Annotated in this window: 24 protein-coding genes and 1 riboswitch; of the genes, 3 read left to right on the forward strand and 21 right to left on the reverse strand. The window is 39.4% G+C overall.

Going from position 1 to position 19,643, the window contains the following annotated elements; genetic code table 11:
* Window positions 1–128: 128 nt before the first annotated feature.
* From rpoZ to Q0A12_RS11160, 7 genes are all read right to left on the reverse strand, one after another.
* Complete coding sequence (gene rpoZ / locus Q0A12_RS11130) at window positions 129–434, reverse strand: DNA-directed RNA polymerase subunit omega (protein ID WP_291292718.1); 306 nt, start codon at window positions 432–434, stop codon at window positions 129–131.
* A 5-nt stretch (window positions 435–439) separates the two neighbouring features.
* On the reverse strand, window positions 440–1,054 hold the full coding sequence (gene gmk, locus Q0A12_RS11135; RefSeq protein WP_060815017.1) for a guanylate kinase: 615 nt from the start codon (window positions 1,052–1,054) through the stop codon (window positions 440–442).
* 121 nt (window positions 1,055–1,175) lie between these two features.
* A complete protein-coding gene (locus tag Q0A12_RS11140; RefSeq protein ID WP_291292719.1) occupies window positions 1,176–1,457 on the reverse strand; it encodes a hypothetical protein in 282 nt (93 codons plus the stop codon).
* Between the two features lie 12 nt (window positions 1,458–1,469).
* Window positions 1,470–2,354 carry a YicC/YloC family endoribonuclease gene (locus tag Q0A12_RS11145; RefSeq protein ID WP_291292720.1) on the reverse strand — a complete coding sequence of 295 codons (885 nt, stop codon included), beginning with the start codon at window positions 2,352–2,354 and terminating at the stop codon, window positions 1,470–1,472.
* Between the two features lie 13 nt (window positions 2,355–2,367).
* Complete coding sequence (locus tag Q0A12_RS11150; RefSeq protein WP_003128839.1) at window positions 2,368–2,583, reverse strand: YdbC family protein; 216 nt, start codon at window positions 2,581–2,583, stop codon at window positions 2,368–2,370.
* On the reverse strand, window positions 2,576–4,234 hold the full coding sequence (locus Q0A12_RS11155; protein ID WP_291292721.1) for a patatin-like phospholipase family protein: 1,659 nt from the start codon (window positions 4,232–4,234) through the stop codon (window positions 2,576–2,578). Before Q0A12_RS11155 ends, Q0A12_RS11150 begins: the two co-directional genes overlap by 8 nt.
* A gap of 79 nt (window positions 4,235–4,313) precedes the next feature.
* Window positions 4,314–5,027, reverse strand: a complete 714-nt coding sequence (locus Q0A12_RS11160) for a class A sortase (protein WP_291292722.1) — start codon at window positions 5,025–5,027, stop codon at window positions 4,314–4,316.
* 227 nt (window positions 5,028–5,254) lie between these two features.
* Here Q0A12_RS11160 and Q0A12_RS11165 point away from each other — a divergent pair, with 227 nt between their 5' ends.
* On the forward strand, window positions 5,255–6,037 hold the full coding sequence (locus Q0A12_RS11165) for a hypothetical protein (protein ID WP_291292723.1): 783 nt from the start codon (window positions 5,255–5,257) through the stop codon (window positions 6,035–6,037).
* Between the two features lie 37 nt (window positions 6,038–6,074).
* On the opposite strand, the gene thiT is transcribed toward Q0A12_RS11165, so the two are convergent.
* The 8 genes from thiT to ispE form a co-directional block, all read right to left on the reverse strand.
* Complete coding sequence (gene thiT, locus Q0A12_RS11170; protein WP_291292724.1) at window positions 6,075–6,656, reverse strand: energy-coupled thiamine transporter ThiT; 582 nt, start codon at window positions 6,654–6,656, stop codon at window positions 6,075–6,077.
* A 53-nt stretch (window positions 6,657–6,709) separates the two neighbouring features.
* A riboswitch (TPP riboswitch) is annotated at window positions 6,710–6,811 on the reverse strand.
* 280 nt (window positions 6,812–7,091) lie between these two features.
* Window positions 7,092–8,066 (reverse strand): ribose-phosphate diphosphokinase, encoded by a 975-nt coding sequence (locus Q0A12_RS11175; RefSeq protein WP_003128833.1) that lies wholly within the window; start codon window positions 8,064–8,066, stop codon window positions 7,092–7,094.
* 101 nt (window positions 8,067–8,167) lie between these two features.
* Window positions 8,168–9,556 (reverse strand): bifunctional UDP-N-acetylglucosamine diphosphorylase/glucosamine-1-phosphate N-acetyltransferase GlmU, encoded by a 1,389-nt coding sequence (gene glmU / locus Q0A12_RS11180; protein WP_291292725.1) that lies wholly within the window; start codon window positions 9,554–9,556, stop codon window positions 8,168–8,170.
* 125 nt (window positions 9,557–9,681) lie between these two features.
* Window positions 9,682–10,506: a pur operon repressor gene (purR, locus tag Q0A12_RS11185; RefSeq protein ID WP_291292726.1), complete on the reverse strand. Its 825-nt coding sequence runs from the start codon at window positions 10,504–10,506 to the stop codon at window positions 9,682–9,684.
* Window positions 10,507–10,641: 135 nt separating this feature from the next.
* Window positions 10,642–11,475, reverse strand: a complete 834-nt coding sequence (locus tag Q0A12_RS11190; protein WP_291292727.1) for a metal ABC transporter permease — start codon at window positions 11,473–11,475, stop codon at window positions 10,642–10,644.
* Window positions 11,448–12,128 carry a metal ABC transporter ATP-binding protein gene (locus tag Q0A12_RS11195; protein WP_291292728.1) on the reverse strand — a complete coding sequence of 227 codons (681 nt, stop codon included), beginning with the start codon at window positions 12,126–12,128 and terminating at the stop codon, window positions 11,448–11,450. Before Q0A12_RS11195 ends, Q0A12_RS11190 begins: the two co-directional genes overlap by 28 nt.
* Before the next feature lie 12 nt (window positions 12,129–12,140).
* Window positions 12,141–13,082 (reverse strand): metal ABC transporter substrate-binding protein, encoded by a 942-nt coding sequence (locus tag Q0A12_RS11200; protein ID WP_291292729.1) that lies wholly within the window; start codon window positions 13,080–13,082, stop codon window positions 12,141–12,143.
* Window positions 13,083–13,305: 223 nt separating this feature from the next.
* On the reverse strand, window positions 13,306–14,157 hold the full coding sequence (gene ispE, locus Q0A12_RS11205) for a 4-(cytidine 5'-diphospho)-2-C-methyl-D-erythritol kinase (protein ID WP_291292730.1): 852 nt from the start codon (window positions 14,155–14,157) through the stop codon (window positions 13,306–13,308).
* 168 nt (window positions 14,158–14,325) lie between these two features.
* Between ispE and Q0A12_RS11210 the strand changes: the two genes are divergently transcribed.
* Window positions 14,326–14,733, forward strand: coding sequence for an Hsp20/alpha crystallin family protein (locus Q0A12_RS11210; protein ID WP_291292731.1), 408 nt, complete (start codon window positions 14,326–14,328; stop codon window positions 14,731–14,733).
* A gap of 60 nt (window positions 14,734–14,793) precedes the next feature.
* On the opposite strand, the gene Q0A12_RS11215 is transcribed toward Q0A12_RS11210, so the two are convergent.
* The 3 genes from Q0A12_RS11215 to Q0A12_RS11225 all read right to left on the reverse strand — a co-directional run bounded on the left by Q0A12_RS11215 (window position 14,794) and on the right by Q0A12_RS11225 (window position 16,841).
* A complete protein-coding gene (locus tag Q0A12_RS11215; RefSeq protein ID WP_291292732.1) occupies window positions 14,794–15,546 on the reverse strand; it encodes a DUF6681 family protein in 753 nt (250 codons plus the stop codon).
* An 8-nt stretch (window positions 15,547–15,554) separates the two neighbouring features.
* Window positions 15,555–15,980, reverse strand: coding sequence for a hypothetical protein (locus Q0A12_RS11220; protein WP_291292733.1), 426 nt, complete (start codon window positions 15,978–15,980; stop codon window positions 15,555–15,557).
* Window positions 15,981–16,289: 309 nt separating this feature from the next.
* Window positions 16,290–16,841, reverse strand: a complete 552-nt coding sequence (locus tag Q0A12_RS11225) for a hypothetical protein (RefSeq protein WP_291292734.1) — start codon at window positions 16,839–16,841, stop codon at window positions 16,290–16,292.
* 127 nt (window positions 16,842–16,968) lie between these two features.
* Here Q0A12_RS11225 and Q0A12_RS11230 point away from each other — a divergent pair, with 127 nt between their 5' ends.
* A complete protein-coding gene (locus tag Q0A12_RS11230) occupies window positions 16,969–17,490 on the forward strand; it encodes a type 1 glutamine amidotransferase domain-containing protein (protein WP_291292735.1) in 522 nt (173 codons plus the stop codon).
* Between the two features lie 119 nt (window positions 17,491–17,609).
* On the opposite strand, the gene Q0A12_RS11235 is transcribed toward Q0A12_RS11230, so the two are convergent.
* The 3 genes from Q0A12_RS11235 to Q0A12_RS11245 all read right to left on the reverse strand — a co-directional run bounded on the left by Q0A12_RS11235 (window position 17,610) and on the right by Q0A12_RS11245 (window position 19,634).
* Window positions 17,610–17,903 (reverse strand): hypothetical protein, encoded by a 294-nt coding sequence (locus tag Q0A12_RS11235; RefSeq protein WP_291292736.1) that lies wholly within the window; start codon window positions 17,901–17,903, stop codon window positions 17,610–17,612.
* A 132-nt stretch (window positions 17,904–18,035) separates the two neighbouring features.
* Window positions 18,036–19,184: a mannitol-1-phosphate 5-dehydrogenase gene (locus tag Q0A12_RS11240; RefSeq protein ID WP_291292737.1), complete on the reverse strand. Its 1,149-nt coding sequence runs from the start codon at window positions 19,182–19,184 to the stop codon at window positions 18,036–18,038.
* 12 nt (window positions 19,185–19,196) lie between these two features.
* On the reverse strand, window positions 19,197–19,634 hold the full coding sequence (locus tag Q0A12_RS11245) for a PTS sugar transporter subunit IIA (RefSeq protein WP_291292738.1): 438 nt from the start codon (window positions 19,632–19,634) through the stop codon (window positions 19,197–19,199).
* Window positions 19,635–19,643 lie beyond the last annotated feature (9 nt).

Below are 19,643 nucleotides of genomic sequence, written 5' to 3' on the forward strand. Positions count from 1 at the left end.
TTCTCTCCTCCAGGCTTTATTTTACTAAAATGACAGCCATTTGTCTGTAAACCTTATGAAAATTTAACGGCTATCTTATTCAAAAGAAAAAGCCAGAACACGCATTGTGCTCTAGCTTTTTTAATTGTCTACAGATTCTGTTCGTCACGAATCCGTGCTTCCAGTTCCTTTTGCTCTTGGTCTTTTTGAGCTTTGCGTTCTTCTTGCTCCATTTTTAAGCGCGCACGCTTAATTTCTGGATGCGGATCATTTACAACAAGCTCTGCTTCGATTTCTTCTAATGCTTGTCCTACGCTTTTTACTGAGTCAAATTGTTCCAACATTGCTTGCGCACCGGCATCTAATTCATGCGCACGTTTGCTGGCTAAAATCACTAAGGAATACTTTGAGTTCACACGATCCAATAATGAATCGATTGAAGGTTTTAACATCATTATTTTTACAGCTCCTCTAACATTTTGATATACTTACCGATCACTCGATCAACGCGAAAATGTTCGCTCGATATAATCTCTCGGATCCGTTGTACTGCTTTAGGCACTTCATCATTAACGACTGCGTAATCATATAAAGCCATCATTTCGATTTCTTCTCTGGCCACACGCATTCGTTCATCGATCACCTCAGCAGAATCTGTTCCCCTGCCAGTGATACGTGAGCGTAGCTCTGCTAAATCAGGTGGGGTAAGAAAAATAAAAACACCATCAGGCACTTTTTCTTTGACTTGTTTGGCTCCTTGAACTTCAATTTCCAAAAAAACATCTTTCCCTTGATCTAATGTTTTTTGGACATAAGACAATGGCGTACCATAGTAATTTCCAACGTATTCTGCATATTCCAACATTTCGCCCGCTTCGATCAAGGCTTCAAATTCTTCACGGGTACGGAAATAATAATCAACGCCTTCGATCTCACCTTCACGCTTGTTGCGCGTTGTCATCGAAACAGAATATTGAAAATCGTTGTCATCACTTTCAAAAATTGCTTTTCGCACAGTGCCCTTTCCTACTCCGGAAGGTCCTGATAAAACTATTAGTAATCCTCGCTCTGACATAATGACGTCCTTTCACTGACTTTTGCTTAACGTCTATTTTGCACTTTTTTTCAGCAACTTTCAAGAGCTACTTTATTATAATGGGAAATTCATGAAATTACTACTCATCTTCCCTTTTACTTTAAAAGCCCATATTACTTAGCGTATTGATCACACCTGCTAATTCGTCTTTTGTCGTAATTGCTTTCTCCGTAGGATCTTCTACCTCTTGACAATCGATGCGAACAATATAACGTCTGTTCAACGATACTGCATTTCCGTCAACTAGAATTTGTAAAAACTCTTGATCAATCGCAACACAAGCATCTTGCCAGGCATCAAAATTTTCTTTATCTGATGGAACATTTCGTTTGATAACATTTTTTCCACTTAATTCATGAAAAGTAATATCATAGTATTTCATTATTAGTCGCCCCTATTCGATATTTTGTACTTGCTCTCTTATTTTTTCAATAATCGTCTTCATCTGTACTACAATGTTCTTGATTTCAATTGGACTGGACTTGGAACCGATAGTATTTACTTCACGATTCATTTCTTGAATCAAAAAGTCTAGTTCTCGTCCAATCGGCGCTTTTGCCTCCAGCAATGTGGTCATGGAATCTAAATGGATCATCATTCGATCCAGCTCTTCATGAATATCTCCCCGTTCCAACAAAATCGCCATCTCTGTCAGCAGTCGCTCTTGATCGATTTGCTCACCTAAGTATTCCGTCAATTTTTTCTCAAAACGCTGACGGTGATCGACTTCATAAACGGCAACAAACTCCTGTAATTCCATGATTTTGCCAAGTAATTGCTGTTGATTTTCTTTTAGCACTTGGTAAATTCCTTGTCCTTCAACTTCACGGCTTTGATCAATCGCGGTTAGGGCCCGAGACAACGCAGCCAACACACCTTGCGCCAACTGATCATCCTCCTGTTGTTTTTCTCGGATATCAAGAAACGCTTCGTGGAGAATAAATTTTTCCAAAAGATTTTTCTTCGATAGCTCGTTTACATTTAGTCTCTGCGCAGCTTCTTCTTCAACCTGATTCAAAAAAGGAACCAATAAATCCCATTGGACGACCACTTCTTTATGCGCCGCATTCTTTTCGTTCAATGTCAGATAAAGCTCTACCCGACCACGTTGCAATACTTTTTTGACTTCTTGTCGAATCGTTGCTTCCAAATCATTCAATTGTTTGGGCATGCGCAGCTGCAAATCCATAAATCGCTGATTGACACTTTTAATCTCAATCTCTATTTGATAATCAGCTGTTTCGCCATTCCCTTTACCAAATCCTGTCATGCTTTTCATTCGTTTCTTCCTTTCACATAGAAAGCAGTGCTTTTTTTAATTCGGTGAATTCTTCATTTGATAACGTCAACCCTTTGCCCATCTTCTCATGTCCTGGACTCCAGTCTCGCAAGTCAAATTTAGGCGGCCGGCCATTCCAACTGACCAAGTTTAACTCTTTTCGCCAGCCTTTGGGGTTTTCCGAAAGAACAGCGATTTCCTCTACAATCTCGTAAGAAAAATTATCCATTGTTTTCCTCTCCTTTAAAAAAATAAGCCAGATAGGCTGCCAATACAGCTAATTCTGGATACCGCGAACGAATCTGCTGAAATGCCGGTGTTTCAATTTGTTGGGTTCGGTAAAAGAACAAAAAACGCTTTTGATCAGATAACAAAAAGAATTGCTCGCGATAGTAATACAACCATTCTGACACTGACCATACGTCTGTTTCTTTCGTTGGTTCGGCAGTGATTTTCTCGCGTATCTCGTGCAAAAAAGAATCCCTGGTATAAACGACGGTCGGTGACAGATGTAACAATCTGCCTATACACTCCAAAAAGACCCGATCACAAACTTCTAAAGATACCTCCTGCTGATATAACTTACGCACTTTCTTCCAAAATTCCTTTTTTTTCATCAATGCGTACAATCGCGGTGCATCTTGTCGAAGCAGATGAACGAATGGCTTCCACGAATCGTTGAAGACCTCTTCATCAAAAGTATACCAATAGCCACTGAACTTGCCAAAATATTTCATCGTTTCTAAATACCCAAGAGTCATATTTTCTAAAGAACGTTTGGCATCAAAAATCAAAAAACTACCGAGAGTCCAAGGTGAAGCAATCTGAATCTGTGCAATGGATTCTGACACTTGAACCTTCTTGTTGATCCCAGGGCCTTGCACATCAACGGCAATGACTTCTGTAGCTCCTCGATCAATTGCTACATCAATCGGCAAGTTGTTGCGATACCCGCCATCTATATAATAGACGTCATCAATCAACTGTGCCTGCATTGCTGGATAAAAAGATGCGGATGCCAGCAACCATTGCAAAGCGCGATCAATTTCAGTTGGATCAAATTGATAAACAATCTCTTTGAAATCCGGCAGACGAGTCGTACAAAGCAGTAGCTGACTTTTGCTGGCATTAAATTTGTCTGCATCAAAAGTCGCTGCTAACAGCTGAGCTAATGGTTTTGTACTTGCGCCATTGTCTTTTAGTGCTGTCTTTACAAGAGAACGTAATTGTTCGATCATATCTAACAATGTTTCTGTTTTAGCAGCAGCTTTGGGGTATTGTAAAACTTGGTCACTAGAAATATTCGTCCATAATTTCTCTGCAGCTTCAATATCATCCATCAAAATTAATGCACCATTCAGCGCCCCAACTGATGTTCCAGCTACCCATTCAAATGTGACTCTCTGTTTTTTTAGCGCTTGCCACACACCAATTTGATAAGCGCCATGAGCGCCACCACCACCTAAAACAAAAGCTGTATGATAAGGTAGTTGTTTGTCATATCCCTGCTTCCTGCGCCTGTATCCCCGTCCTGCAAACCACTGATCTAAGATGGGGTTTCTTGTCATTTCCCAAACTATCCTGTCTACGAAACGGCTTCTAGCAAAACTCTCAGTCATTGCAACCAGTGACTTCCAAGTAAATGCATCACTTGGTATCTGTAACAGATTCTGAATGGTCAAAATCGTCCCTTCGTGGACACAGGACAAATACACTGTTCCTCGTTGATTTGTCAACCGCCATCCTTGCTCATTGACCACTGATTGAAAAGCCGCTCGTGCCTGTGAATGACTAGCGAAAAAAGGGAAAACTAGTTGGCTTTGTTGAAACGCCTCTTGGGATAAATACAAATCAGAAAAATAAATTTTTGCAGTCTTCATCCGACTCCTCCTCGAAGCAAAAAAGAAACCACGGATGATCACTGAAATTTTCTGACATCATTCGTGGTATTCTTATCATTTAAAAAGTCCGCTGTTCCATATTGAATGCAGCCTTCATATCTTTTGTCGCATCAGCTACTGGCGTAACCGATTCTAGATCGCCTTGAACCACGCGCCTGGTTACTCCGCCCATTTCACCACAGGTAATCAACGTGATCATTTTTCTCCCTGCTACTTCATCTAATAAGTAAACATCTGTGGGCTGAACCCGAACGGTTGACGTTGCTTTATACGTATAAATATTTTCTAAATCTGTAATATAAATCGTTGCACCTATAGCAACATCATCTAAAGGTGTAAACAAAAGGTCTGGTGACTGAGCACGATGGCTTGCTAACGCATAGTTTCCTTCGCCCATTTTTTGTGTTGGACTAAGGGTACCCGCCCCATACAACAATGCTTCATTCGATAATCCTTTAAATATCGGCAAATTAATCGCCACACTCGGTATCGCTACACCACCGATCACCGGTAATACGCTATGACTTAGTTGCGCTTTAAGAACTGCTTCTGAGCTGGCCGGTTCGACGGCATCGAAATCAAAAGTAGTATCTGCTTTCATATTCTTTTCAACATCGGCTCTAGATATCTCGGAAACTGCGTAAGCATCTCCATTTTGTTTGATCAAAAAATTTTTAATTTGATTATTAAAAATCAAAGCAAGTCCAATCAATAACAGAAGCACCAAGAATAGATTAGTGAGCCAATGGAATAAAGTCCGTTTCTTTTTCATTATTTTTTCGTCTCCATTTTTTATTACCCTTATCATAAAAAAATCAGATCATCCGCGCCAATTTTGAATTTTTTTAATAAAAAAGCAATGTTTTTTGTCTAAAAAAAAAACAAGTCTTAAAAATTGTTTTTTCCGTTATTTTGTAATATAACTTTAAACGAAAAGATACAAGCAATTTGATACACTTTATTGTAGAATGGACTTATTATAGGGAGGGATCAACGGGCATGTCGAACATGATTTACGTACATATTGATACAACAAGCAATGCCATCTCGACTCGTGGACTGGATGTTCAAGATTTCAATAAGAGCATTATTCACCAACCAAAAAATCTATTGTTACTTGATCCCTCTAGTGAATTTGGTGAATTTGAATCACATACGGGACTAAAGATTATCCGGGGCATTGAAGATGTCCAGCTTTTCTTTCAACAGCTTAATCGCGGTCGGGTCAGTGAAGAAATCAAATGGATCGATTTTAATGATGTAGAAATGGTCAAAGAATTAACTCCTTTGGAAATTTCAGAATTGTTATATTTTGGACATATGAAAACACATCTTCATTCTCCGTTTTTCTATAAACTGCAAAACAACTTTGTTTATTTCGACCTCAAAGATCAGCGCTCCCGTGTCTATTACCGCTACCTTGATGAATATTATCGGATTTTGGCTGACAAAATCACTCACATCGTTCTAGAAAAAATAAATGATCGTCGCTCTTTTTTCAAGAAACCCACTTCGGTCTCTAAGCTTGATTTAAATCTACTAAAAGACTTACGAGGCGTGATGCAGGAAGGAATCATTTTTTGTTTTCGCCAAGAGCAATTAGTAGATAAGACTTACACAATCCCGATTTATTTGGTCGAAGAATCTGGGCTTAAAAATAGTCACCTTTCCCTAAAGGAAGACTATCAAGTAGCAACCCTTAGCTATTATGCAAATAAAAAAGAATGGCAACTAGAGTTAGATCAAGACGATCTGGCTTTTGGCTTTATTGATAAAAAATGACTTGCTCTCCTGTTTGATTTGGAGAACAAGTCTTTTTTTAAGCTGTCCGATTTAAATAGTCATCTTTCGGTACAAATACCTCTGGGGATGTTCGATAAGCAATTAGTAAGACAATTGCCGTAACGATTGCTGTAGCAAGTCCACTGGCGGTATTCATTACCAGAGAGAAAAGCCATGGTTTCATTCCCCATAGAGCGTATGCCCCCCAATAAACCCAGCCGGCAAGAAAGTGCCAAAAATAGCGAGCAAAAGCGCCTGTGAAGGTTGCTTGTACAAGTAGTCGTTGCACGCTACCCTTTGAACCATTTCTAATTGCCAAATGAATGTTGTTTGCATAAAGTCCGGCAAAACCCACAAATGTAAAAGCAAATGGATACTCAATCAACACTTGCAGCACACTCAAAAACCACACTTTGCCTAATGGAAAGTGCAACAACCCCCACACCAGTCCTGCCATTAACCCTGGTTTCCATCCTCTACGAATAGCAAATATTGTTAACGGAATTTGCCCTAAAGAAATTGAGAAACTACTTCCAAAGTCCAGTGGAATCAGCGACAGTACCATCGCCAGTGCAGCCATAATCGTTCCTTCTATCCAAATTTTTGTACCATTTCCCACAAAAAAACTCCTCCTTTAGAATCATCACAATTCACAAAGGAGAAGTGTTAGACACTTCAACTCGTCACAATTCCTACGTTCGCATGATCGAAACAGGTACGAAGGGTTTAGAGTACTCTCATTCTCAGCCTTTTCAGACTCCCCTTTGTGATTAGATTCTATTTTATTTTGCTCGCATTGCTGCAAGTCATCTTCAAGAATACCACAAAATAAAAAAAAGGAAAGAAAACTCGCTTTGATAAAAAAGAAGAGGTTGAGACAGAAGTGTGAAGCTCCGAGAAATAAGGAGAAATACATGGAAATTGCTTTTCAAATTTTTGGGTATTTCGTCTTATTTCTCGAAGTTACTTCTGATCCCGCCGTTTAGACGTGTTAAAAGCTTGGGACAAAAGTGTTTTTTACTTTTGTCCCAAGCTCTTAACTTTTTTATCATTTTTAAATCGATAATTTTGATTCAAACAGTGGGCTAACAGGTTTATTCTCATGAATCCGCTTGATTGCTTCTCCCATCAATGCACTAACACTGATTTCGTCAATCTTTTCAGATTTACGATCTTCTGGTAAGAAGATTGAATCAGTAACTACTAAATGCTCGATAGCAGAATCTTCGATCCGTTGCAAAGCAGGGCCTGATAAAACAGGATGTGTACAAGATGCGTAGACACTTTTGGCACCAGCTTGTTTTAATGCATTCGCTGCTAGAGTAATTGTTCCAGCTGTATCGATCATGTCATCGATCAAGACACACGTCTTACCTTCTACATGACCAATGATATTCATTACTTCAGCAACATTTGCTTTTGGACGTCGTTTATCAATGATCGCGATTGGTGATTTTAAGAATTCCGCTAATTTACGCGCGCGAGTCACTCCGCCGTGGTCTGGTGAAACGACTACAACGTCATCTCCTTGAATATCTCTTTCCAAGAAATAATTAGCAATCAACGGAGCACCCATTAAATGATCTACAGGAATATCAAAAAATCCTTGAATTTGTGAAGCATGTAGATCTAAGGTAACCATCCGATTTGCGCCAGCTTTTTCGATCATGTTCGCAACCAATTTGGCAGTAATTGGTTCCCGTGAACGAGCCTTACGATCTTGTCTCGCATAACCATAATAAGGCATTACTACGTTGATCGTTTTCGCACTTGCTCGTTTCAAGGCATCAATCATGATTAATAATTCCATTAGGTTATCGTTTACTGGACTGCTTGTGGATTGAATAACATAGACGTGTGAACCACGAATACTTTCTTCAATGTTGACTTGTATCTCGCCATCGCTAAATTGGTTCACTGAACACTTACCTAATTCCACACCTACTGCAGCTGCGATCTTTTCAGCTAACGGACGATTAGAATTCAGCGAAAAAATCTTCAATCTTGGATCAAAATAATGATTTGACATGAGAACCTCCACTTTCTTTGCGTTCATCTGGCAAAAAGACTACTATTTCACCAGAATCTTCTTCCTAGTAAATAGTAGTCATTTTTGTTAAATAAATCAAGTCATTTCGCAGTTTCTTCATTCAAATAAGGCAATTTTTTTGCATAACCCGCTTTGTTTTCTTGTCTTGCTCTAGCAATCGCCATGCTATGTTTAGGAATATCTTTGGTGATCGTAGATCCGGCAGCGATCATGGTTTCTTCCTCAATCTGCAATGGCGCCACTAAATTCGAACCAGAGCCGATAAAACAATTGTCTCCGACAACTGTTTTAAATTTATTTTTGCCATCATAATTTACAAAGACGACGCCGCAACCAACATTGATATTTTTTCCTAGCGTTGCATCCCCGACGTAAGACAGATGCCCAACTTTTGTTCCCTCACCGATGGTTGCATTTTTTATTTCTACGAAATTACCAATATGGGCTCTTTCTTTAATCTCTGCTTTTGGACGCAAGTGTGCATTGGGTCCGACATCTGCCCCATTATGGATCCGGCTTTCTTCTACGACAGATGCTTTGATTGTCACTCCATCACCGATTTGACTATCTACAATTTGAGAAGAAGCTGTCACCAGACAATCTTCACCAATTTTCGTTACTCCTTTGATGACGACCCCAGCTTCAATCAATGTATCTGCTCCGATTTCAACACCTTCATCAATATAAGTAGTATCAGGGTCAATCAATGTCACACCGTTTCTCATATGTTGCTGATTGATACGTTTGCGCATCAAACGATTCGCTTCTGCCAATGCCAAGCGATCATTAACACCTAACGACTCATTGAAATCATCCGTTTGGTAAGCAGCTACGATCTTTCCTTCTTCTTTTAAAATCTCAATAATATCAGTTAAGTAATACTCTCCTTGTGCATTGTCAGTATCTAGTTTTGTCAATGCATCGAATAATAGTTCATTGTCAAAACAATACGTCCCCGTATTGATTTCTTGTATCATCGCCTCTTCCACAGAAGCATCTTTTTGCTCTACGATTTTTTCTACGATACCCACTTGATTGCGTACAATACGACCATATCCTGTCGGATCTTCAGCCTGCGCAGTTAAAATTGTTGCTGAGGCTTTTTGCTCTTGATGGTATTCAAAAAGATTGTTCAATGTCTCAGTCGTTAGCAATGGAGTATCGCCACTGATTACTAGTGTTGTGCCGCGTTTTCCTTTTAAAAAAGGTTCCGCTTGAACAACTGCATGGCCAGTACCTAACTGTTCTGCTTGCAAAGCGTACTCACTGCGGTCGCCTAATTGCTGTTTGACCCTATCAGCACCATGTCCGACAATTGTTACAATTGCATCAGGATCTGTCTCCTCTACGCGATTCATGATATGTTCTACCATCGGTTTCCCACAAACGGGATGCAAAACCTTGTATAACTTAGATTTCATTCTAGTACCTTTGCCTGCGGCAAGTATAATTGCAAAACGTGATTCCACGTATTCCACTCCTATCGATTCCAACTCATTTATTTCTGTATATGTCCAGTTTAGCCCAACTGAGCATGGTTTTCAATATACAAGGACAAACACAACTAGACCAATTAAAAAAGACTGATTCAAAATCAGTCTTTTACTTCAAAATAATTCCCAGGTACAACCGAGATGGTTTTCGTCTGAGTATCGACATCTTCCACAAATAGTAATGAGCTATAATCAGAGATGGCACGTTTCCCTTTAAATTTAGCTTCAGCAAAAACAGTGATGCCAACGAGTTCTGCCTCAAATTCTTCAATCAAGCTCTTCATACCATTTACAGTGCCGCCGCCTTTCATAAAGTCATCTACGACTAAGACTTTGGAACCACGTTTTAAGCTACGCTTTGATAGCTCCATCTTCTCGATTCGTTCAGACGATCCAGAAACATAGTTCACACTGACTGTTGACCCTTCCGTGATTTTTGAATCCCGTCGCACGATCACAAAGGGGACATTTAAATAGTAAGATACCGCTTGTGCAATTGGCACTCCTTTAGTAGCAACTGTCATAACAGCGTCAATTTGTTTATCAAGATATTTCGAAGCTATGATACGTCCAACTTGCCGCAACAGTTCAGGTTCACCGAGTAAATCCGATAGGTAAACATAACCACCAGGTAACAAGCGATCTTGTTCAGATAATCGTTCCGCTAATCCTTCAATATAGGCATAGGCTTCTTCTTTTGATATCTCAGGAACAAAAAAAACACCACCAGCAGCGCCAGGGATCGTATCAAGTGTTCCCGTACCACGTTCTTTGAAGGTCTTTTTGATAATCGCTAGATCTTCACTGATCGATGATTTAGCAGAAGCATAGCGCTTTGAAAAAAATGACAATGAAATCAATTCATGCGGATGATTCAATAAATAATGTGTCATATCTATCAATCGTTCACTTCGACGAATTTTCACACATGCCCACTCCTTTAATTTATTCGTCTTATTATAAGGCTTTTTACGCATAAATGCGAGCATTATCTTTAAAATCTAACGAATTGTTCGTTTTTAATGCAATCATGAAAAAAAGAAACGAAAAATTTTCGTTTCTTATCGTTTTAATCGGTGTTTTCGTTGGATAAGGATCACTATACGTTTGATCAGATTGATCACTAGAAATAAACCAATAAATACTAATGTAATCGTAGCACCAGGCGGTGTATCGAGATAAAAAGAACTGGTTAATCCAGATAACATTCCCAATAAGCCAATTAACACACTAATCAAGATCACCATGTTAAAACTCTTGCCTAGCCGCATACTGATAGCCGCAGGTAACACCATGATGGCAGAAATCAATAACGCACCAGCAATTGGAATCATCATCGCAATTGCGATTCCTGTCAAAACATTGAAAAGCATCGACATCACCCGCACAGGTAAACGATCCACATGAGCCGTATCCTCATCAAAGGTCAAGACATACATGGGACGCTTAAACAAAAAGAAGAGAACGAACACAGCTAAGAATAAAAAGCCTAGAAACCAAACTTGGTCTTGAGTAATCGTTACAATAGAACCAAAGAGATAGGACTGGATACTGGTCGCTGAATTTCCACCACTAAGGTTCATGAGGACCAATGCCAGTGCTAAACCACCTGACATCAAAATCGCAATCGAGATCTCTGAATAACTGCGATAAAGGGTCCGTAAGTATTCCAAGATGACAGCAGCGACGATCACGATCAATAACGTTGTAAGATCTGGATTCAAGTTAAGAAAAAAACCCAGCGCCACACCGGCTAAAGAAACGTGAGAGAGAGTATCAGCCATCAATGACTGCCGCCTTATTACAAGAAACACACCAAGCATAGGTGCAATCCCAGCAATAAAAATTGCCGCTAAAAAAGCTCGCCTCATGAATTCATATGAAAGCAACGCCATGGGGAATCCTCCTTCCGAACCAATCGAATTTGCCGATCCGCATATTCTTTGATATCTTCATGATCGTGGGTAATCATCAAAATTGATTTTCCATGATCATGGGCATTGTGGCGCAGTAATTCATAGAATAAGTTTCGTGATTGCTCATCCATACCTGTCGTTGGTTCATCCAAAATAAATAAATCTGGATCAGTCGCAAAGATACGTGCTAAACTGATTCGCTGTTTTTGCCCTCCGGACAGTTCACCAATCCGTTTTTTGCGCATTTCCCACATACCAACTGCATCCAATGCTCGCCGAACATGTTCATGATCCCGCTTTGTCAGCTTCTTAAACCATCTGTCTTTTGGATAACGGCCAGATTGGACCAATTCTAAGACTGTACTTGGAAAGCCTACATTGAACGAGGCAATTTGTTGTGGGATATAGCCTACACTTAGCTTTTGTCCTTCTCTGTTTTTGGTAGCCAGTGTTACTTCTCCTTTTGACGGCTTCAACAATCCTAACGTTGCTTTGATCAAGGTAGACTTTGCAGCCCCATTTTCTCCTGTTAAAATGACGAATTCCCCGTCTTCAACAAAATAAGAGATATCTTCTAACACAGGCTCATCATCATAATAAAACGTTAGCCCTTTTACATCGATATAACGCACAGATGTGCCTCCTTACTTGATACTTTTTTGCAAAGCTTGCAGATTTTCCTTCATGACTGTGATATACGTTTCTCCATCACTGATTTGTTTTTCCGTCAAACTTTCTAAAGGATTCAAGACAGCCAATTCAACACCCGTCTCGCTAGCTAACGTTTCCGCAACTTTAGAAGAAGCATTTTCTTCAAAATAGATCACTTTGACTTGATGGTCCTCAACATATTCTTTTAGTTCAGCTAACCGACTAGGCGTTGGTTCTTGATCTGGCGATAATCCAGCAATCGATTCTTGGACTAGGTCATATTGTTTTGCCAAATAGCCAAATGCTGCATGTTGCGTGACGAAGGTCCGATTGTCCGCATCTTTCAAAGCATCTGTATACTCTTGATCCAAGGCTTTCAATTGCTCAATATAAGCCGCCGCATTCTTTTTAAATGTATTAGCCTTCGTTGGAAATTTCTCGCTTAACTGATCTCTTATGGTTTCAACTTCCTTGATAGCCATTACTGGATCCGTCCACACATGGGGATCTAATTCATGAGTATGTGCTTCTGATCCATGTTCTGCTTCCGTTTCTCCATGATCATCATCATTTTCAGCTAAATCAATCTCTTTGGCCGCTTCGATCACAGCCGTTTTATCCGTATCGATCGAATCTGTCATTGTTGGCACCCAAGTTTCTAATTCTGAGCTATTGTAGACAAAAGCATCAGCATCCATGATTTTCGCCATATCTTTCGCACTAGGTTCATAATCGTGTGGTTCTGTGCCTGCAGATATTAGTAAGGATACTTTACCTGTATCTCCAACAACTTCTTTTGTAAATTCATACATTGGATAAAAAGTCGTGATGACCTGTAAATCCTGACTTTCCTCGGGGGCTTGTTCGGATCCTTTTCCGCAAGCACCTAACAAAAAAGTGCTGGTAAGTAGAAACGCAGCTAGTAATTTTTTCATTTTGATTCCTCTTTTCTTATTAAAACGGAACTAATCCGATTTATCAGCAAAAATTACTCTACCAAAGGAACTCTCATTCGTCAAGACAAATCGTATGTTTTCCGATTTAGAACGTTCCCCTGTTAGTAAATCGGAAAACACGGGAATGATGATTCATATATTACCAAAACAAAACAGATGCCACCTCTTCCGAAAGTGTGCATCTGTTTTGTTTTACGTCCGATTATTTTAATGTACGAACCAGGTAAACCTCTTCACAAAATCCTTTTAAGGCATTATAGACTCGCTGCGCTCGCGAGTGTTTCTGACACAAAGCAAATACAGTCGGTCCACTTCCAGTCATCAGTGCAACATCCGCCCCATACTTCATCATGCGCTCTTTGATTTGTTGAACGACTGGATGTTTAGGAATCGTGATCGATTCTAAACTATTACCCATTGCAGCAATCATTCGTTGATAATCTTCAGCAAGAACTGCTGCAGAAAGTTCTTGCATATCTGGATGATGCAACTGATCTAAATCCACTTCTTGAAAAATTTTGCCGGTTGATACACTTAGTCGTGGTTTGACTAAAACTACCCAGCATTGTGGCATCGGACGCAATGGTGTGACTTTTTCTCCTTTGCCTGAGATAAACGCAGTCGTTCCATAAATACAATAAGGGACATCCGTGCCCACTTCCATTCCTATATCGATCAATTCCGGCATCGTCAAACCTAATTGCCACAAACGATCCATCCCTCTCAGTGCTGCTGCACAATCTGTACTACCACCGCCAAGACCTGCTGCTACAGGGATATTTTTCGTGATCCGAATCAAGATGCCTTTATTGATACCATAGCGTTTTTTGACAATACTGGCCGCTTGATATACATTATTACGTTTATCGATCGGTAGAAAAGCTTTATTCGTTTCGATAATGATCCTATCTTCTTCTAACTCTTCCATTATCAGACGGTCGGCTAGATCAACACTGGACATAACCATTTCCAATTCATGGTAACCGTCTGCTCGCTTCCCCAAAACATCAAGTCCTAGATTTATCTTAGCAGGCGCTTTTTCAATAATTTCCATCTTATTCACCCAATCATCTGATAGTTAACTAATTCTATCATAGCAGATTCTGCGGAGATAGTTGAGTGATTTCTCCTGTTTTTGATCTTTATCAGCTTTTGGGTTGCTCTTTGAATTCGTTCCTCGTAAAATAAGAGTAACAAATTGATCAAGAAGGCAGGGGAAATTATGGCAAATCTGATACCTAGAGATCTACCTGGTGGAGAAGAACTATTAGGCAAATTGATGAACAGTTTTTGGCAAGAGCGACAAATGAATACGGATATTAAAGAATATGAAGATCATTATGTAGTCAAAGCTGATCTTCCCGGTATAAAAAAAGAGAACATTCGTGTCAGTTTCGTGAATGATACTCTGACAATTTCTGCTTCTCAAATGGATGAAAGCGAAGAGAAAGATGATCTTGGTCATTACTTGCGTAAAGAGCGTTCTAGCAGTGCCTATCAACGAGCGTTCACTATACCTGATATTGACGAAGAAGCTATCAAAGCACGGTTTGAGGATGGTGTTCTTTCCTTGAATTTACCAAAGGCAAGTTACAAAGATGCGCCAGGCAAACATATTCCGATCGAGTAACTAAAAGAACAAAAAAAAGGGCCTCAGAAATTGATATTTCTGAAGCCTTTTTTCGTATTTCTATCTTACCTTTCCAGTTTGACGATACGCCTTTCTGGTTGTTACTGTGGACACTTCTTCTTTTTTGACGTAAAGCTTTAAACTATAAGGTTCATGATATTTTACATCGTTTTTAACAAAATCTCCGCCAGTAATGAACAACCCAACTGGTTCCAAAGCTTTTTCGCCTTTCCAATGAATGTGACCAATTGTTGTTAAATCGCTATAGCTCGTGCCAATTTGCAACGAGTATTCAGAATCTGATCGTTGTTTGACAAAGTAATAGGGATAAAGGGTATTTTTAGGAATCACAAATCCCTGTGCGATAGCATTTGTTGCTAACTCATTTTTTGCAATTAGTTTTTGTAAGCAATCCGCTAAAACCAGTTGATAATCTTCTTCAAAATCAATAACCGCTTTCTCCGTTGATAACCGATCGATTTGTGTGGTACTAATTTTTTCTCCTTCAATATTGAATACTTCATCTGGCAAATATTTTACAAAAAGCTGTGTGACATCTGCCTTCAGGTTTTTATCAAAAAAGTAATAAAAAATATTTAGAACCCAGAAATAGAGAAACACACAGAATCCTATTCCATATAAAGCCATCTGTAAGTAATTTTGATTAAGATAGAGGCCATAAACAATACGCAAAATATAAACTGTTGGGATTACACTAAGTAATGTATAGGCACGATTTAGGTATTTAGGACTAATATCTAGATAGCCTAAGAACTTGTGCACGCCATTGATCATATCTAATAAAAAAGTCATTTATTCACCTACTCATTTTCTTGCTTCTCATTGATAACCGCTTCTTGGTCAGCCGTATCTTGGTCCTGACTTGACGGTGCCGTTTCATCACTTTGTCCATTATCTGAAGAAGGAACATCTGTAGCTGGTGGTGTAGAATTGTCCTCTATCGAAGATGAAGGAACCGTTCGCTGATTATTTGTTATGGAAGATGAAGCCCCTTCTTGGTCTTCAACAGTTGTTGAAGGAACTGTGTTTTCAGACACAGGTTGACTGTCCACCGATTGCGATTGATCAGGCTCACCTTTTTCTGTCGTTTCAGTAACTTCAGTCGAATGACTAGCTCGACTTGGCTGCCGATAACTACTGGAATTCACAACACCTGTTGCAGTAGCAATGATGGTTGAAATAGTCAAGAGTGCAATTGGTTTCAAAATAGGAGGTACTTTTCGCATAATTTTCCATCCTTATCTTGGTTCTTATCATTATTGTATTTATTGAGTACTTACTTTCTTTATAGTTCTTTCCTTGGAAATGGTCAAGACTACGAAGGATTAACGGAACAGATTTAAAAAAAAGTAAAAATGTTTTCGGTTACAACTAGGAACTGTGACATAAGTCATCATCCAACAAGTTAAACCGAATTATATGTTATTGCTATGATGGATTCCTCTGACTTTTGCGACGAGGAGTCCCTGCACCGCAGGAGCAATACTAGTTACTGTTCGGATAGTGTTACTTGTCGGAGACTTATGGCATAGTCCCTAAATCAGAAATTCGTAAAATTTTTGTACAGAACGATTTAATGCTGAGTGATAATCTACTATCAGCTCTTTTACTGAAATCGTTTCTTGTAGCTTAAAGGGCTCATTCAATTCTAAAGTAATCAGAGAACCATCGATGAAATAGGCATAAGAAAGTTCATCGTCCGACAATTCGGCTAATTGATTGCTCCACTCCTCAAAGAATTTCTCCGCAAGAACATCTCCAACTTCTTCAAGAATAGGTTGCAGCGTTTCTTCTACTTGATAAAAAGGGTGTGACAAAATAGTTGTCGCTATCTTTGAATGCGTTGCATTTTGAAAATCCAAATAAAGTAAGTCAATGTAGTCTTCTTCTTCACCGGTTTCTTCTAGCCATAGGATGCCTTGTTTAACCAATGAAACACATGCAGTTTCTACCTCTTTCGACAATTCAGTGGAAGCCTCTTTGAACGCCTGATTTTTTTCGACTATTTGCTCTTCGCCCATAAATTGCAAGACAGCTTTTTCAAAAACGAGCGGCTCATCTGTAATAAATAATTGAATTGTTGCCATTTTTTTCTCTCTTTCTTTTTTATCTAATTTATTTTTGCTCTAAACAGATTATTTGTCAGCGTTATAAATCTTCGTTAGCATAGAAATTGAAGATGAATAAAAGCATAATTTTTAAGGAGGAGATTTGATGAGTAAAATTGCCACTATCATTACCGATCTAGTTGAAGATATTGAAGTAACATCGCCAAAAGAAGCACTGGAAAATGCTGGACATGAAGTTGTCATTATCAGTAATGAAGGCGTGGACTCTGTCACAGGAAAAAAAGGAACCACTTTTGCAGTTGACACGTCTATTGATACAATCAATTTATCCGATTTTGATGCTTTGTTGATTCCTGGTGGCTTTTCTCCAGACCAATTACGTACAGATGAACGCTATGTCACTTTGACCAAAGAATTTCTGACATCTGAAAAACCAGTTTTTGCTATCTGTCATGGCCCTCAACTCTTTATTCAAACCGGATTGACAAAAGAATTAACGTTGACTGGCTATGAGTCCATTCGTCCAGATTTAGCATATGCAGGTGCTACTGTCAAAGATGAGCCTGTGGTGATTGACGACCAGTATCATTTGATCACTAGTCGTAACCCTGATGATTTAGATGCATTTAATCAGGCCATTACAGCAGCTCTCGAAAGCAATAAATAAAGCTTAAATCTAAACGAAGAACTCACAAATAGGGTGTACGGGTATCGTACTCCCTATTTTTCTATCTTTTAGCGATTTTACCTGCTGTTTTTGTTCGCAAGTTCTTTTTATTAAGATTTCTATTCATCCATAGAAATGTCAAAACCATCAAATGCCTCACCATCATAATATTTAAGCAATTCATCTAGTGATAGCAAAGAAGAAGTCATCTCCTCTTCTTCCGTTTGTTGGTGTTTTTCCCAATAGATCTGATAGGCTTCCGCCAATTGCCGATAGACATCTTTCCGTGAACCACCTTCTGCCTGCAGCATAGGCAATTCTCGAATAAACGCACTATAACAAAGACGTCCCGCTTGCCAACTGATAGGTAATTCAATCACATGTAGTTGGGCTTCTTCAAACCATCTCTCCATCCCGATCCCTCATTTCTCCCTTTATTATCACGTGAATAATTCAGAAGGTCAAACTTCCTGCCAAAATAGACTAAAAACCACTGGCTGCCGATGGCTTATCCATGATTTGGAATAGCAATCAGCAGCCAGCGATCATGCAGCTACATAAGCATATTTTTCAATGTTTTGTTTGATCTTCTCAACAATTCTTTGATCCTCTACACCTGTGACTTCTGTGATCACTTGAGAAAGATTGGCTGCTTCCAGCAACTCTCTCAGTTGTTGACTTTGCTCGTCCTCAGGATCATGATAGTTGAAAATCATGCCAATCGTTTCATAGAGATGAAACGGTTGCATATTTCTCATTTGTAATTCAAGGACAGGGCGGATGAATCGTTCTTGTGCCCCCAATTTTCGCAATGGGGTACGAGCTACTCGCGCAATAGCATCTGAAATATAGTTATTTTTGAATCGTTGAATAATTTTTTCAATATACTGTTCATGCTCATCAGGATCAAAATCCCATTTGGCGACTAAAAGCTTACCAGTTTCTTCTAGAACGGATTTCAGCTGGATCACAACTAAATGATCGCGCATAGCTTCGTCGATGGTCTCATAGCCTTGCAGAGCCCCTGTGTAAGCTACTGTAGCATGACCTGTGTTCACACTAAACAATTTACGCTCGATATAAGGTTTCAAATCTGGGACGTACTGCACACCTTGGAGACGAAGTGTTGATTTCATTGCTGCTTCTTGAACTACCCACTCACAAAATGGTTCAACTTGAACCAACAAAGGATCATCATGTTGTTGCATCGGAACAATGCGATCCACTGCTGCATCTGGGAAACCAACATAATTCTTTAAATAAGTAAGTTGTTGGCTATACTTTTCTACTTCCTCTTTAAGAAAAGTGGAGCCACCAATCATATTTTCACAAGCGATGACATCAATCGCTTGCTCATTCTTATTAATTGCTCGCTGATCCAGCCCTTTTGCAATCAGCGGTGCAATGCGAGGCAATACTGCAGGACCAATGGCAGTGGTTAAAATATCGGCTTCGACAATTGCTTGAACAACCGCATTCGGCTCTTTTGCGTTATTGATTCCTGTCACGTGTTCAATAAAAATCTGTTCGCGGTCTTCATCTGCTAATTCAATTGTATAGGATTTGCGTTGCTGAAGCGCGTCAATAATCGTTTCATTCACATCTACAAAGGTTATCTCAAACCCATTTGCTGCCAAAATCTCTCCGATAAACCCTCGACCAATATTCCCTGCACCAAAATGAACTGCTCTCATCTTTTTCCCCTCCTATGCCACTGTTAGATTAGCGGCGACTTCTTCTTTACTCAAAGCATCCGCTAATTCGACCACATTATCGATATCGCTACAGAAGAGAGCGATTTGTTGTACCAACTGCAAATGATCTTCACCTATTCCAGCAATGCCAAATAATACCGTAACGATTTTTTCATCCTCATCTGTCCCGAAATTTACGCCCTCAGGCACTTGAACAATGCAGATACCAGATTTTTTGACATATTTCTTTGCTTCATCTGTCCCGTGTGGTATAGCTATAAAGTTTCCCATATAGACAGATAACAGTGCATCTCGTTCGATCATAGCGTTGACGTATTCCGGATCAACATAGCCGGCCTCAACAAGTTTTTTCCCACAATAGCGAATCGCTTCTTCTTTGTTTGCAAACTGTTGATTTAGCACAATCATTTCTTTTTCTAATAGTTCCATTTTTCTTCC

It is taken from the genome of Enterococcus sp. (assembly GCF_022711995.1).
Taxonomy (GTDB): Bacteria; Bacillota; Bacilli; order Lactobacillales; family Enterococcaceae; genus Enterococcus_D.